Here is a 14,292-nt window from a genome sequence, read left to right on the forward strand (position 1 = left end):
GATTTGTAGCCATTCGAATTCTTCAAATAGCTTCAAATTGATTGATTTTCAACCGTGATCGGCCTGATGATGATCGTGTTCCTCGGCTCGGATGTGGGGACACAAAAAAGAAGCAGGCATTTATCCTGCTTCTCCGTGAAAAGATTTTTTAATTTTCGCTTCATGCTTTTACTTGACCGCGTATTTACCGAGCTGCTTCGCTTTGAACTCGACATTGCCCGTTTTCGGATTGTACTTCGCATTATTGATGATTTCCAGTTTTCCGTTATCGTTTAAATAATAGAGCGTAACCCGGTTCGGCTTCTCGCCGTCCTTAAGCGTATAGCCGATCGCAATGCGAATATCGTTGCCGTCGAATTTCGTTACCGGCTTCCCGTCTATCGTCAGGCTGAAGTCGAGCATCTTGCTGCCGCCCAGCTTGTTCCGTACGTCGCCTGGAAGCGTGCTTGCATCCACGATGCCGACTCGGAGCTCAACGTTGGCCGTTGGCGATAGACGGCTTCCCCGGATCAGCTTCGGATCGATCGAGACGGCGGCAAGTCCGTTGTCGATCACGATCGTTTTGACATGGCGGTCGTTCGCATAGGAAAGCGACTTGGCCGGAAAATCGACTTTCACGGCTTTGACGTCCGCCGACGGCTTCACCGCGACGGTCACTGTCTTGTCCTGCGTCTGCTCGATCGCGCTCCGCAGGATGTCCTCGCCCAAGGATACGGATGCCGTCCCCTCAGCGTCCGCATACGGCTCGGCATGGATCGTGCTATTGCTTTGCGTAATTACCGCCGCACCTTGTTTAATATCGCCACGCACGATGCCCAGACCGTTCGTTCCGATATAGACCCGGCCGTACACTTGTCCATCGCCCGTAATCGCCCCTCTTGCATTCCCGAATTGATGCCGATCGTCATTAATACGGATCCAGCTGACGCCTTGGTCCTCCGAACGGTAGAACCCGTACTTGCCTCCGTTCACTCTCATACCGGCATAGATCGTTTTATACGTTTTGCCCGGCGCTTCTTTGCCGAAGCCGACGGATACCGCCTCGTCGACGCCGCTTACTTTCTTGAAGCTCGCTCCCGAATCCGTTGAACGGAATAGTCCTGCCCCATATTCCGGATACTCGCTGTCCACCGTGCCGGCAAGCCAAATATCGCCTTCGGCCGTAGGAGCAGCCTTGATCTTGCCATTCAGATTGCGCGGAAGTCCGGAAGCCTCCGAAGCCGTGAAGTTGGCGCCTCCGTCCGTGCTGACATAGAGCTTCCCTTCATGGAACCCGTAGAATTTGTCCAGATTAACACGGTCTGAAGAGACGATCGCGCCTTGCGGAATGCCTTTCGAGGCCGTCCACGTCTGGCCTAGGTCGGTAGAGAAGCTCACCGGCCGAACGGCGTTGCCATCCGGAGCCCATACGATCGTATGGCCGTTCGCGCCGACCGCGACCGATCCTCCGCCCGTGTTGTCGTTGTTCTCCGCCTGCCAGGCATTGGCCGCCGGCGTCCAGGTGACGCCGTTATCCGTCGATATGCCCATCCGCGCGTCTTGGTTGTATGAATTGCCGACCCGCACGATCAGGTTCGGATTGAACTCCGCGTAGTCCAGATCGGTGCTGGTTCCGATGTAGGGATTCCTGATCATGTGCGGCGACTTATTCAAGTCTACATGACGGAAACCGCCGATATCGCCCATAGCGCTGATCAAAGGCGCCCCAGAGGCAGGACTAATCAAACCAAGAATCGCGGTCTCTTCAATCCCGTCTGCCATGACGGAGATCCCGATTTTCTCGCCCTTGTCAAAATCGGTCATGTTCTCGGAGCCGAACAGCGTCGCCCCGGTACCGTACATGATCCGGTCGGAGTTAAACGGATCGATCTCCAGGTCGCCGATCATCCAGCCAAGCTTCGGCGAGATTTCCGGTTCGGTCTCCGGATCGCGTTGAATGCCCCAGTCGAGCCATGGCGAGAGCGAATAATCGATCGTAAACCGGTTGTCTCGCTTCGGATACGAGCTGAACTGCCACAGCGAATTCCACGTTATTCCTCCGTCTGTACTGCGGAATACCGATTCGTCCGGCCACCATTTGTTCATTGTAGCGACCATCAGCGTATCGGGATGCTGAGCGTCGACGGCAAGCCCGCCGTACGGATTGCTCGTATCGCCGACTCCGCCCGGGCTGATGTCTGTCCACTCGCCCGTCTTCGTATCCAGCTTCCATATCGCGCCATTGCCGCCGAGGTACGGTCCGATCGTCGAGTTGTACGATACGTACAGCATACCGTTGGAACCCAGCGTTCCGTGGTGGGGCAGGAAGCCCTGCTTCGGCTGGCCCGCCGCCGGCTCCCAGGTCGCGCCGCCGTCAACCGACTTGTAAATGCTCGTCTGCGTGTCCGCCAAGCCGACATATATCGTCTGCGTCGCATAGCCTGCAGAGCCCGTCGAAGGATCGAAGGTGATCCATACGGGGCCGACATTGCCGTCGTAGTCATCCTTCACGTCGCCGACCGGAGTGAAGCTGCTCACCTTATGCCATGTCGCTCCATAATCCTCGCTCCTCCACAATCCGTTCCCGTTGCGGGCTCCCAAGTAAAGGATGCGGTTATCGTTCGGGTCGATAGCCAGACGTTCGCCCATGGAACGACCGGGCATGTTGCCGCCGAATTTGAACGGCATTTCGGTCTTCTCCCACGTTTGCCCGCGGTTCTGCGAACGAAGAAGGTAACCGTTCGTTTTCACCCAATCGTTCGAGTAGGTGCCTGCCGCAATGTAGACGCGATTCGGGTCGACAGGGTCGGTAGCCAGACTCTCCACGCCCGTCAGGTTCCAGTCTTCCAAGCTCACCCAATCCATCAGCTGAATCCACGTCTTGGTCTCCGGGTCCCAGCGATACGCGCCCCCTATGTCCGTGCGGGCATAGATGAGATCCTTCTCCTTCGGGTTGAAAATAATACCCGGAATGAATCCGCCTCCGACGATCTTCACCCTGCCCCAATCATAAGCTTGCGATTTCACTGGCACGATGTTCGACTGTACAGCTATTGAAGCGCTTCCGATAGAATCCGCTGCGAATGCCTTGCTTTGAATCGTCGTCAACGAAGATCCCATGCTTACCGTCAATGCGGCGGCCGTCAGCACAGACAGCCATTTCTTCCTTTGTTTCATTCCCTCATTAGTCCTCCTTGTGATTAACTTTTATGACGTTCATCCCAGAATGTCCTCCCCCCTTTGGTGAATAGTATAAAGGCGGTGTAAGCGTATACATACCCTGTGAACTCGTCTCTTTATCATGTCTGAATTAACACTCATCCTACCGATCAACTAACCGAAAAAACTTTGGCGGCACGACGGCTTTATGCTTTATAAGAAGAAGGCGACATCCCGGTATGTTTCTTAAATTTCAAATGAAGGTAGTCCGCGTTAGGGTACCCGACCCGCTCGGCCGCCTCGCGCACCATGCAGCCTTCGCCCAGCAGGCGGATGGCGCTCTCGATTCGCACTTTATCCAGATAAGCGTGAAAGCTTTGACCGGTATGGTTTTTGAACATTTTACCCAAATAGCCGCTTTGATAGTTAAAGAGCTCGGCCAAGGTTTCCAGCCTCAGAGGATCCATATAGTTTCGTTCGATGAAGTCCGTCATTTGCTTCATGATAGGTTCGGAGCAGCCTTTTCTCCCGAGTCCCATCGAAAGGAGAAGAAACTGGCGTTCCATGTCTTCTATCAAACCGGCGAGATGTCGGTGCTTATGCATGTTCGCAATCATGGAAAGACAAGGATCGACGGCCGGCTGCCGACCGGGGGCGGACGCCAACTTGACAACATGCGCCGCGAGCTTGGCGAAGCTTGATTTCACGTCATGCTCTGTCTGGTCGTACTGGCTGATTTGATCGGTCGATTCCCTGAGCAGGCTGCGGATTTTCTCCGCATTTCCAATCTCCAGCGCATAATAGATCCGTCTGGCTAGGGTTTGAATGTCAGGCTCTGAGGCAGGTTCCCGTCCCCTACTTCCTTCAGCTTCTGGTCCGTGCAGCTTCCCCGGCGCAAGCCAAAAGCTGCGTTTCATCAGTTCGCTGGCCGTCCTGTAGCTGAGGATCAGCTCTTCGACTGACCCCACGATCTGTCCCGAAGTCGCTGTAAACGTTGCGCCGGAATGGAGTATCGCTTGGATGCTCCGCAGCCAATCCCGATTAAACTCAACCTGGGCGCTGCAGTCGACAAACACAAGTCCAGTATCCGTTCCGACCGGAAATACGCAACCGATGTTCCTGCTCTCCATATGCGCGATCAACGCTTCCTCGAAAAGGATCTTCGCCGCAGAATCCCCGGTTTCCCCCTGGTAAAGCCGGATGAGAGAAATTTGATACGGTTTGCCGGAACCCCCAAGCAGATTTTCTAATTCCTGTAAGTGGCTCTCCAGCATCCGCCCTTCCGGCTCATTCACGAGAACGGTTTTCAGCAGCTCAGCCCGGCGGACGGCCTGGGCTAGTTTAACTTTCCGCTCCGCAACGGCCCGGTCGCCGATATGCTCGCCGATTTGCTTGACCAAGAGCGCCAATTCTTTCTTGTTGATCGGCTTCAGCAAATAGCCCTTCACGCCGTAACCGATCGCTTGCTTGGCATAAGTGAAATCGGAATAACCGCTCAAGATAACAAAGCAGCATTTATCGTCGACTTTCCTAACTTCCTCGATGACCTGAAGACCGTTCATGCCCGGCATTTTAATATCAACGACCATCAAATCCGGGGACAGCTGCATATGCTTGGATAACGCCTCCACACCGCTCGACGCGTCGCCAACTACGCAAAAACCGTACGCTTCCCAGTCAATAATCGTGCGAAGCCCTTTCCGGATCATCGGTTCGTCATCCACAATCAATACCTTACGCGCTTGCGTCTCCATGTTGCGTGCCTCCCCATGGGATTTGGAAAGACACTCTCGTGCCTTTGCCTTCTTCTGTGTCGATTGTAAGACCGCATGGATCCCCGTACATCATGTACAGCCGCTGGTGAACGTTTCGAAGTCCGATACGGTAAATTTTCGTCTCCTCCATATCGTCCAGTGAAGCTTCGATTTCTTTGCGTTTCGCTTCCGGAATCCCGCACCCGTTGTCCGTCACTTCAAACCGGATGAATCTGCCAACCATAGAGATCGAGATTTCGATCCTGCCTCCTTGTTCGACGTCGTCCAAACCGTGGACGACAGCGTTTTCAACAAGCGGCTGTATAACGAGAGGTGGAATTTGAAGCTCCATGCCTTCGATTGTCGGGTCCATGTGAATGCGGAACGCTAACCGGTCGTCTCCTAAACGGAACCTCTGAACCTCCAAATAACAGCGCACGCTTTCCAATTCATCTTCCAGAGGAATATTACGAGAGCCGGTGTCGAGGTTGCGGCGGATGATAAATCCCAGCATCTCGACGATGGACGCGAGCTGATCTTGCCCCTTGATGTGGGCATTCATCCGGATCGATTCAAGCGCATTGAACAGAAAATGGGGATTGATCTGGCTCGCCATCATTTTCAGCTTGATATCCCTTTGGCGCAGCTCCAGCCGGTTTTTGATTCTTTGCGATTCCGCAACCTCATCCATAAGCATTCGAAGTCTGGCCACCATATTGTTGAACTGTCTGGACAGCAAGCCGATCTCATCGTTCCCCCGGATTTCGGAAATTATCTTTAAATCCCCGAGCCCTACCTTGTACAATTCCCGGTTAAGAATGCTGATTCTTCTGCTGAGGACGCCAGAGAACATATAGATGAGAATGATGGCGATCAGAAGACTGCCCGCGATGATCAGAAACCCGAGCTTGCTGACGTGCTTGGCCTTGTCTACGATGCCGTCGATTTCGAATATGGAGATAATATGGATCGATTCACCGTTTATCTGCGGCTGTAAATCCTCCACGATCGCTTTGCAACGCTTGCCTTTGTATTTGATCTGGTAAGTTCCGGTTGGCATACCGGTCAGTTGATTCCCGAGCTGCAACTCCGAGATATGGGCATGATTCCAAGCCGCATTATTGGACGCGGCAATAAAGCCTTGTTCATCCACGATCATGGTATCGAAAGGTTCTTGTCGCAGTATCGCATTTAATTGCTCCTCGTTAACGGATATGACCAGCACGCCGCTTGATCGAAATTGCTGGAACATAATCTTGCGAACCAGACTCAAGTGCTTTTTGTTCCCTTTCGTTTCGTCGGCAAGATCGAACCAATGGACGCCATTCTGTTTCATCGCAACCTGATACCAGTCAGCGCTTTCAATTTCGTCCGTAACCTTGATAAACTCCCAATTGTCGAGAAGAGTCGGATTCGTCGTATAGAACCGGATGCTTGCAATCTCTTTGTTCTGCGAGCGATACTCTTTGAATTTCGAATAGTCCCAATAGGCATGTACCACGTCCAGAGTAGTCGGATATACGGCATTCACCGTATACATTAAGTTATTGTCCGCCTGCAGGTTTTTCGATATATCCGTCGGCACGCGGGTCAGCTCGAGCATTCGTTGCTTGACCCGATCTACGTTATTGATCGTTTGCAGGGTGGCTTGCTCAATTACGTCCTGCCGATATCGGGCGGTCAAGAAAATTCCGACAATGAGCACGGGAATAAATACGACCAGAACATAGGATAAGATCAGCTTGTGCTTGATTCGGACATTGTTCAGAAAGTTCTGGATGAAGAGAAGCCGACTCATGCGCGGGATTCGCTCCCCCCTTTAAGGTTAGGAAAGAAGAGAAGCCGCCGAAGATGAGGTCGCTTCGGCAGCCGTTTCAATCGATATTATCATTCTCCGTACCAAAGATCTAATCTTTCTTTTAAATACTTCGTGAAATCTTTTTCCATTTTTTCAGCGCCATTTTTGTCCAATTCCTGAATGAACGCATCCCACTTACTGTCGAATTCGGACGGCTTTGAAAGAATAATTTCCGGAATCCGTTTCCATATGACGTTTTTACGGATTTTCTCGGCAAGGACGTTGGCGTCCGAATCGACCGGAATCGGCAGGGTCCATCCCGCGCCCCATTCCTTGACCGGGAACTCGCTGCTTTTCGGGAACATGTCCCTCCACATGGTTTTGCCGTAGGCCGCCAACACCTCTTTCTCGATCGGAGTATATTCGTTCACGATCTGTTCCGGGAAGATCGGGGTATAGAAGTTTCCGCTCGGATCCTTCATCCCATCCGCGTACCGAAGGGAGAAACCGTAGGATCCGATTCCCGTTTCTTTCAAAAATGCGTTGGCATTATTGACTTTTTGGTCCAGTACTTCTTGCGGAATTACCCGCTTGCCGTTCTCCACAACATATTGCTTGCCTTCAACCCCCCAGTTGATCAACACTTGGCCTTCATCCGAAGCAAGGAAATCAAGGAATTTGATGGCTCGCACCGGATCCTTGCAATCTGTCGTAATGCCCATTCCCCAGCCGCCGGAGAAAGCGGGCACCTGATTTCTCGTTGACTTCATATCCGCGGAAAGATTGACATCGTATATTCCGAAGGTGCGTTCGGCTTTGCCTTCCGTGATCAAGGTACGCTTCGCATCGTTGAATTGCCAGGTTTCGCCAATCATACCCAGAACGCGGCCGCTGGCGATTTTGGCTTTCCACTGGTCGTTCTTCTGAACGAAGGATTCGGGATCGATCAAGCCGATGTCGTTCATATGGTTGAGCCAGCGGAAGTATTCTCTCTCTATAGGCCGTTTGTAGTGAAGGGCGGCTTCCTTCGTCACGGGATCGACCGTATATTCTCCGTCGTCGGAAGCGCCCGTAGCAAACATTGCCGGGTTCGTGACCGTGAAGATGATGTTCCAGTCATCGGCGTTCAAGGAAAGCGGTATCGTTTTCTGGCCGTCAATGGTGGGGTATTTCTCATAATAAGTTTTAATCGCGTTCTCGAAATCCTGAAGCGTACGGATGGTCGGATAGCCCAATTCCTTTACGACCGCATGCTGCAGCATGAATGGACCCGTCGCATCCGTTACGCCTTCGGCATCCGGGGAAGAAATCGTAAAGAGCGTAGGGACGAAGTAGATCGAGCGGTCATCCTTGCTCCAGCGCATATGGCTCAAGTTCTCTCCAGCGACTCTCTTAATGTTTGGCGCGTATTTGTCGATCAAATCGGTCAGATCCAGCATCGCGCCTGCGTCGACAAGCGTGGCCCCCTGGCTGGCAGGAGAGATCAGATCGGGATATTCTCCGCTCGAAGCAATGAGTGCTATGTCCTGATTATCGTCCCCCATGGAAAATCTAATGTCCAGCGAGACGCCTGTTTTGGATGTGATTTCCTTGCCGACATCATCCTGCATGTTGTTCCAGTTCGGATTTTGTGCTGCTGAATACATGCTGAATTTGATCGGAGACAGGTCTGCCTGCTCGCTGCCCGTCGCCGTGGATTCGGCCGGCGTGCTCGCAGAAGGACTGCCGCTGCTCTCGGGCTTGCTGCCGCCGCTGCACGCGGTCATAACCGTGAGTAGAATAGCGGTCGTCAACAGGCTGGAAGTTTTAATGAATTTGCTTTTCATCTGAAAATCTGTACCCCTCTCGAATTCATATTTATTGTACCAACAGGTTGCCCTGGTCATACTGATTTCAGCTCTTCACGGCGCCCAGCGTCATCCCTTTGATAAAATACCGCTGCAAGAAAGGATAAACAATCAGAATCGGCACCGTTACGACCATCGTAATGGCCATCTTGATCGATTCCGGCGAAACTTTGCGTTGCAACTCAAGCAAGCTCTGGCCGCGAATTTGAGCTTCGTTCCCGGAAGTCGTGCTTTGTAAAATTTTGATCAGCTCGAATTGAAGCGTCGTCAATTGCGAATTATTCGAATTGAACAAATAAGTGTCGAACCATGAATTCCATTGTCCAACGGCCAGGAACAGCGCGATGGTCGCGAGCACCGGCTTGCAGAGAGGCAGCACGATACTCCAATATATCCGGAAGTCGTTGGCGCCGTCCAGCTTGGCCGATTCTTGCAGGGAATACGGAAGTCCGTCGATATAAGAACGGATGACGAACACATTAAAGGCACTGACTAAGCCAGGAAGAACATAGACCCAGAAGGAGTTCATCAACCCGAGGTTGCGGATCAAGATGAAGAACGGAATGATTCCCGCCGAGAAATACATGGTTAAGGCAATAAAAATGGATACGAACCGTCTGGCGATAAACTCTTTGCGGCTCAGCGTGTAGGCCAGCATGGACCCCGAGAGAAGTCCCAGGATCGTACCGATGACCGTCCGCAATACGGAATTGCGGAAGCCGGTAATCAACCCTTCGAAGGCGAAGATTGTGCTATAATTTTCCAATGTGAACGCTCTCGGCCAAATATAGATGCCGCCTTTAACGGTGTCGTTGGAATCGTTGAGAGAAATGGCTAGAACGTTCAAAAAAGGATATAACGTAACGGTGATTACGAGCAACATGATCAGAAGATTCAAACTGTCGAATATCTTGTCGGATCGTGTCGCTCTACTTCGGCGCGCTTGCCCTATCATCTTCAAACCCGCTCCTTAAATAACGCTTTCCTTGGTATAACGTCTGAATAATCCGTTAGCGATTAACAACAGGACAACGCTGACAGCCGAATTAAATATCCCGACGGCGGTTCCGAAGGAATACCGGTTCGTCCCGATACCGTAATTCAGGGCATACAGGTCAAGCACCTGTGAATACTCGATCACCAGATGGTTGCCGAGCAGGAACTGTTTCTCAAACCCTATGCTGATCAGATGGCCGATGGACAGGATCAGCAGCACCGAGAAGGTAGTTCGAATGCCAGGGAGCGTAATGTGCCAAATTTGCCGTATCCGCGAGGCCCCGTCCACCTTCGCGGCTTCGTACATCTCCGGATCGATGCCCATCATAACGGCCAGGAAAATGATCGAATTCCAACCGGTCTCCTTCCAGAGGTCGGATAGGGTGACAATCCCCCAAAACCATTCTCCCTTGGCCATAAAGTTGATGGGACTATCGATAATACGGAGGCTCATTAGCAATTCGTTAACGATGCCGCCGTCTATGGAAAGCATCTTCGTAACCAATCCGGCGACAACGACCCATGATACGAAATGCGGCAAATAAGAGATCGTTTGCACGGCGCGCTTGAACAATGAGCCTTTGAGTTCGTTCATCAAAACCGCGAACAGGATCGGGACGGTGAAGCCTGCAACCAATCCCATCACACTCATGGCGATCGTATTTCTCAACACCTGATAGAACAGGTCATCGTGGAACAGCTCCTGAAAATACCTCAGGCCCACCCACTCCTGATTAAATAACGACCTGCCGAAGCGATACTTTTGAAAAGCCGTGATCCAGCCCCACAATGGGACGTAACTGAACACAAAAACCCAGATCACGAATGGAAACGACATCAGCAGCAAATATTTCTGATCGCGTACAGCTCTTAGGACTTTCATTCCTTGATGTCCTCCCCCCCTTGGTGAATAGTATAAAGGCGTTGTAAGCGTATACATACCCTGTGAAATCGTCTCTTTATCATGTCTAAATTAAGCTTCTTCGTTCTGGGAAATGATTAGCAAGATAAAAAGCCGTCAATACCCGAAAAAAAACTACGGCTGACCAACTGACTCACATCAACTCCGCAAGGCTCTTTTGGAGTAAAAAGGCTATTCGTCATGGCCTCCCCCCATGTGCCAATGTGCGATTCTTTCGAGCAACAATCTTCGTTTGTGCGCGATTGGGGAGACGATAACCGATTCTTTAGAACATCGCTCCCCGTTTCGGCACTATTCGGGAGACGATAACCGATTCTTTAGAACATCATCCTCTGTTTGGGCACTATTCGGGAGACGATAACCGATTCTTTAGAACATCACCCTCCGTTTGAGCACTATTCGGGAGACGATAACCGATTCTTTAGAACATCGCCCTCCGTTCTCCTTGCAAATGCCTCTCCATCAGGCGTTTCGTTGGTCGGTTTATGTATGCGAATTGGTCAGTCGTAGAAAAAAGAGAGCAGTTCGGGGGAAAAGCCGGAGAATCAACACTACTGGATGGGCGGCGGGGCTGAAAAGGGATGAATGCACAGGTTATGCGCCATTAACGGTTCCCGTATCCAAGCCCTCCATCCAGCCTATTATAGCTCAGTGGAGGGCGATCCCTATTCTCTCGCTTCAAACGCTCGGACCACTTCCGGCAATCGAGAAAGTCCCCGATCCGGAAGCGGCTTGAATTGTTCCATGTGTTGGCGCGTGACCGGGTCTAACACGGAAAAGACCAGTTGAACCATTTTCTCCTGCTCGAAATCCGGCGATAAGGCAGAACAATCGGCATCTATCAAGAAGGATGAGGCATACCGCTCCTGTAAGCGCAGTTGCCGTTTCGCCATCTCTTCCCGCAGCTCTACTTCATAATTCTGAACCAGCCAAGCGATACCGCGCCCTTGAGAATCAGGTATACATCGTGCCGACCGGTCGCGGACGCCAGTCCAAATGTGAAGCTCCTCCAGCTCATCTGGCCGCCGGCCGGAATCGCGCACGCGCCGACGAGCGGTCCATCCGGTCTGTCCAAACGGACTTCGACGATTGCATCCTCTGTGCTGGCGGCCCTTATCTCGATCGCGCTGCAGCCCTCGCCAAGCTCCGCATCCCGGAACGCAAGCCACCCGGACTTGCCGCTTACGACTGCCGCACTCCCTCCCTCGGCGCACTCTCCGAGCAAGATGCCTTCGTAATTGTCATAATTGACGGCCCTTGTCACCTGCTTCAGGTCGCGCGGCGGGATGGTCTCTCCGACGACCGTAAGTCGACCCTCCAGACGAAGATCCTGGGAGGATGAGCCGATCAGGATCTTGTACTCGCCGCTCTCGATGCAGAATCGATCGCGCGTCACATCCCAGATACGGAGCGACTCCAGCGGCAGGCTGAACTTCGCTTCCGCCGTTTCGCCCGGACTCAGCGCAATCCGCTGGAAGTCTGCCAGTTGCAGACGCGGACGCTTAACGCGGGAGTCGCCCGCCCGCACGTAGAGCTGCACGACTTCTTCTCCTGCCCGCTCGCTGATGTTGGTTACACGACAGCTCAGCTCGACGGTCCTGTCGTCTCCAGCCTCCACCCGGCTTGCGGACAGCGCCAAATCCTCATACCGGAATTCGCTGTAGGAAAGTCCGTGCCCGAACGGATAGAGCGGCTCGCCTTCAAAATATTGATACGTGCGCCCCCCCTGAATGATATCGTAGTCCATGAAAGGCGGCAGCTGGTCGATAGACTTGAACCAGGTCATGTTCACACGGCCTGCCGGATTAACCTCGCCGAACAGCACATCCGCTATCGCATGACCAAGCTCCTGGCCCGCATGGGACGTGTACACAATGGCCGGCGCCTGTTCCTGCAAGGCGTTCAAGGCGAAAGGATAACTTCCGACTACGACCACGATGGTGTTCGGGTTGGCTTTGAGCACCTCCAGGACCAGCTTTTCCTGGGCGGCAGCCAACGTAATATCCGGCCGATCCATCGTTTCTTTACCGTTGATCAGGGGATGGTTGCCGACAACAACGATCGCCGCATCCGCGCCGCTTGCCGCCTGTACGGCTCTGTCCGCGCCGCCCGTCACGCATTCAAGCGCGAACGCTTCGGCCGGAGTGTCGGCAGCGGCTCGGTCTACCTCGGCTGCGCCGCCTACATTAATGGAGTTAGCGGTCTCGGCCGCGCTGCCGTCGCCGACAAGAAGCGCGCCCGTCTGATCATCGACGGTTACCGGCATATCGTTCCAGGTCGAGAGGGTCAAGAGCGATGGATCGGAGTCCGCCTGTTCAACCTTGAACACTTCTTTCGTAAACCATTCCCAGATACGGTCGGCCGACGCCTGCACGGTCTTGTCGTCCGTCGTCAGATAGCGACCGTTACGCTCCGCGATCAACGTGTGGCTTCCCCAGCCCCAGTCCGTCATTTCGAACACGTCGCCGTCCTCCGCCGATTCGGCGGCTGCGGCGAGAGTCGCATCGGTTTCGTCGCCAAACCGGACATACCGTCCGCTGCGAACCGATTTCAGTCGAACGCGATCGGAGCCGCCGGCATATACCGTCTCCGCGCCACCGCCTGCATTCACAAGCCGCTCCCGGATACCCTGCAGCGGTGTGACGGCATAGGGCAGCGAACCGCTGTACCAATCACTGTAAACGATATCGGCGAGCGGACCGATCACCGCGATTTTGCGCAGTTTGCTCGCCTGAAGCGGCAGTACGCCTCCGTCGTTCTTGAGCAGCACAACGGACTTCTGCACGGCCTCTCGCGCCAATTCCGCGTGCGCCGGCCGGAGGATCGCGGTTTCATTCAGGTGAGCATACGGATTACGCTCGACCGGATCGAACTCCCCGAGCCGGAAGCGAACGCGGAACGTATTGCGCAGCGCGATATCGAGGTCGTTTTCGGTCAGAAGCCCGTCCGCGAGCGCCTCGCGAATCGCCTCGGTCACGACGGCGGCCTCATCCGTAATGCTGTCGATGCCGCCCTCCCGAATCGACCGGGCTACAGCTTCCTTCTGCGTCTCGACGTAATGGTGGTCCCGGACGGTTCCTGTCACGTCGAACGCGTCGCTCACCACAAAGCCGTTCATTCCCCATTCGCGCTTGACGATGTCAATCACGTCGCGACTAAGGTTTGCAGGAACCCCGTTGATCGCGTTGTACGCCGTCATCATCGACAGGGCGCCGCCTTCCTTGAACGGAATTTCGAACGCCTTCAGATAGTACTCGCGAAGATTTCGCGGATCGAGGCTGACGGAGGAGTCTCCCCTGCCTACCTCGTTGTTGTTGCCGATAAAATGCTTCAGCGTCGCCACTGCTTTCAGGTAGAACGGATGGTCGCCCTGAATGCCTTGCGTGAGCGCCGCCGTCAGCTTGCCGGCAAGCACCGGATCTTCTCCATAGGCTTCTTCCGTCCGGCCCCAGCGAGGGTCGCGCTCCATATCCACTGTCGGGGCCCACAAGGTCAGGCCGTTGTGTGTCGGGTTCCGCTTGTAAAACCCCCTCGCCTCGTCGCCGATCGCACTGCCGATCCGTTTCAGAAGCTCCTTATCCCACGTGCAAGCCAGTCCGATCGGCTGCGGGTAGGTCGTTGCCTCCCCTAGCCACGCCATGCCGTGAGCGGCCTCCGTGCCATGCTTATAGGCCTGGACGCCAAGCCGCTCGACGGCGATCTGATACTGGGGCATCAAGCCGATTTTTTCGTCCAGCGTCATTCGCGACAGCAAATCGTTAATGCGGTCCTCGAGCGGCAGATCGGGATTCCGGTACGGGGATGTCGTCATGTCAACCGCCATATGATCACACTCCT

7 protein-coding genes are annotated in these 14,292 nt (G+C 53.7%); all 7 read right to left on the reverse strand.

What is annotated here, in order from left to right:
* Positions 1 to 168: 168 nt before the first annotated feature.
* Positions 169 to 3,156 (reverse strand): WD40/YVTN/BNR-like repeat-containing protein, encoded by a 2,988-nt coding sequence (locus ACESLM_RS09090; RefSeq protein WP_372631246.1) that lies wholly within the window; start codon positions 3,154 to 3,156, stop codon positions 169 to 171.
* A 188-nt stretch (positions 3,157 to 3,344) separates the two neighbouring features.
* Entirely contained in the window at positions 3,345 to 4,892 is a 1,548-nt protein-coding gene (locus tag ACESLM_RS09095; protein ID WP_372631247.1) for a response regulator transcription factor, read from the reverse strand.
* Positions 4,873 to 6,690, reverse strand: a complete 1,818-nt coding sequence (locus ACESLM_RS09100) for a cache domain-containing sensor histidine kinase (RefSeq protein WP_372631248.1) — start codon at positions 6,688 to 6,690, stop codon at positions 4,873 to 4,875. Before ACESLM_RS09100 ends, ACESLM_RS09095 begins: the two co-directional genes overlap by 20 nt.
* Before the next feature lie 89 nt (positions 6,691 to 6,779).
* Entirely contained in the window at positions 6,780 to 8,516 is a 1,737-nt protein-coding gene (locus tag ACESLM_RS09105; RefSeq protein WP_372631249.1) for an ABC transporter substrate-binding protein, read from the reverse strand.
* A 67-nt stretch (positions 8,517 to 8,583) separates the two neighbouring features.
* Positions 8,584 to 9,492 (reverse strand): carbohydrate ABC transporter permease, encoded by a 909-nt coding sequence (locus tag ACESLM_RS09110; RefSeq protein WP_372631250.1) that lies wholly within the window; start codon positions 9,490 to 9,492, stop codon positions 8,584 to 8,586.
* 15 nt (positions 9,493 to 9,507) lie between these two features.
* A complete protein-coding gene (locus ACESLM_RS09115; RefSeq protein ID WP_372631251.1) occupies positions 9,508 to 10,416 on the reverse strand; it encodes an ABC transporter permease in 909 nt (302 codons plus the stop codon).
* 946 nt (positions 10,417 to 11,362) lie between these two features.
* Positions 11,363 to 14,278, reverse strand: a complete 2,916-nt coding sequence (locus ACESLM_RS09120; RefSeq protein ID WP_372631252.1) for a glycoside hydrolase family 3 C-terminal domain-containing protein — start codon at positions 14,276 to 14,278, stop codon at positions 11,363 to 11,365.
* Between the last annotated feature and the right edge of the window lie 14 nt (positions 14,279 to 14,292).

The sequence above is a fragment of the Cohnella sp. genome, from assembly GCF_041641335.1.
Lineage (GTDB): Bacteria > Bacillota > Bacilli > Paenibacillales > Paenibacillaceae > Cohnella.

Coding starts and splice junctions, on each gene's coding strand:
- ACESLM_RS09090 (WP_372631246.1), bottom strand. CDS start 3,156: ATGAAACAAAGGAAGAAATGGCTGTCTGTGCTGACGGCCGCCGCATTG.
- ACESLM_RS09095 (WP_372631247.1), bottom strand. CDS start 4,892: ATGGAGACGCAAGCGCGTAAGGTATTGATTGTGGATGACGAACCGATG.
- ACESLM_RS09100 (WP_372631248.1), bottom strand. CDS start 6,690: ATGAGTCGGCTTCTCTTCATCCAGAACTTTCTGAACAATGTCCGAATC.
- ACESLM_RS09105 (WP_372631249.1), bottom strand. CDS start 8,516: ATGAAAAGCAAATTCATTAAAACTTCCAGCCTGTTGACGACCGCTATT.
- ACESLM_RS09110 (WP_372631250.1), bottom strand. CDS start 9,492: ATGATAGGGCAAGCGCGCCGAAGTAGAGCGACACGATCCGACAAGATA.
- ACESLM_RS09115 (WP_372631251.1), bottom strand. CDS start 10,416: ATGAAAGTCCTAAGAGCTGTACGCGATCAGAAATATTTGCTGCTGATG.
- ACESLM_RS09120 (WP_372631252.1), bottom strand. CDS start 14,278: ATGGCGGTTGACATGACGACATCCCCGTACCGGAATCCCGATCTGCCG.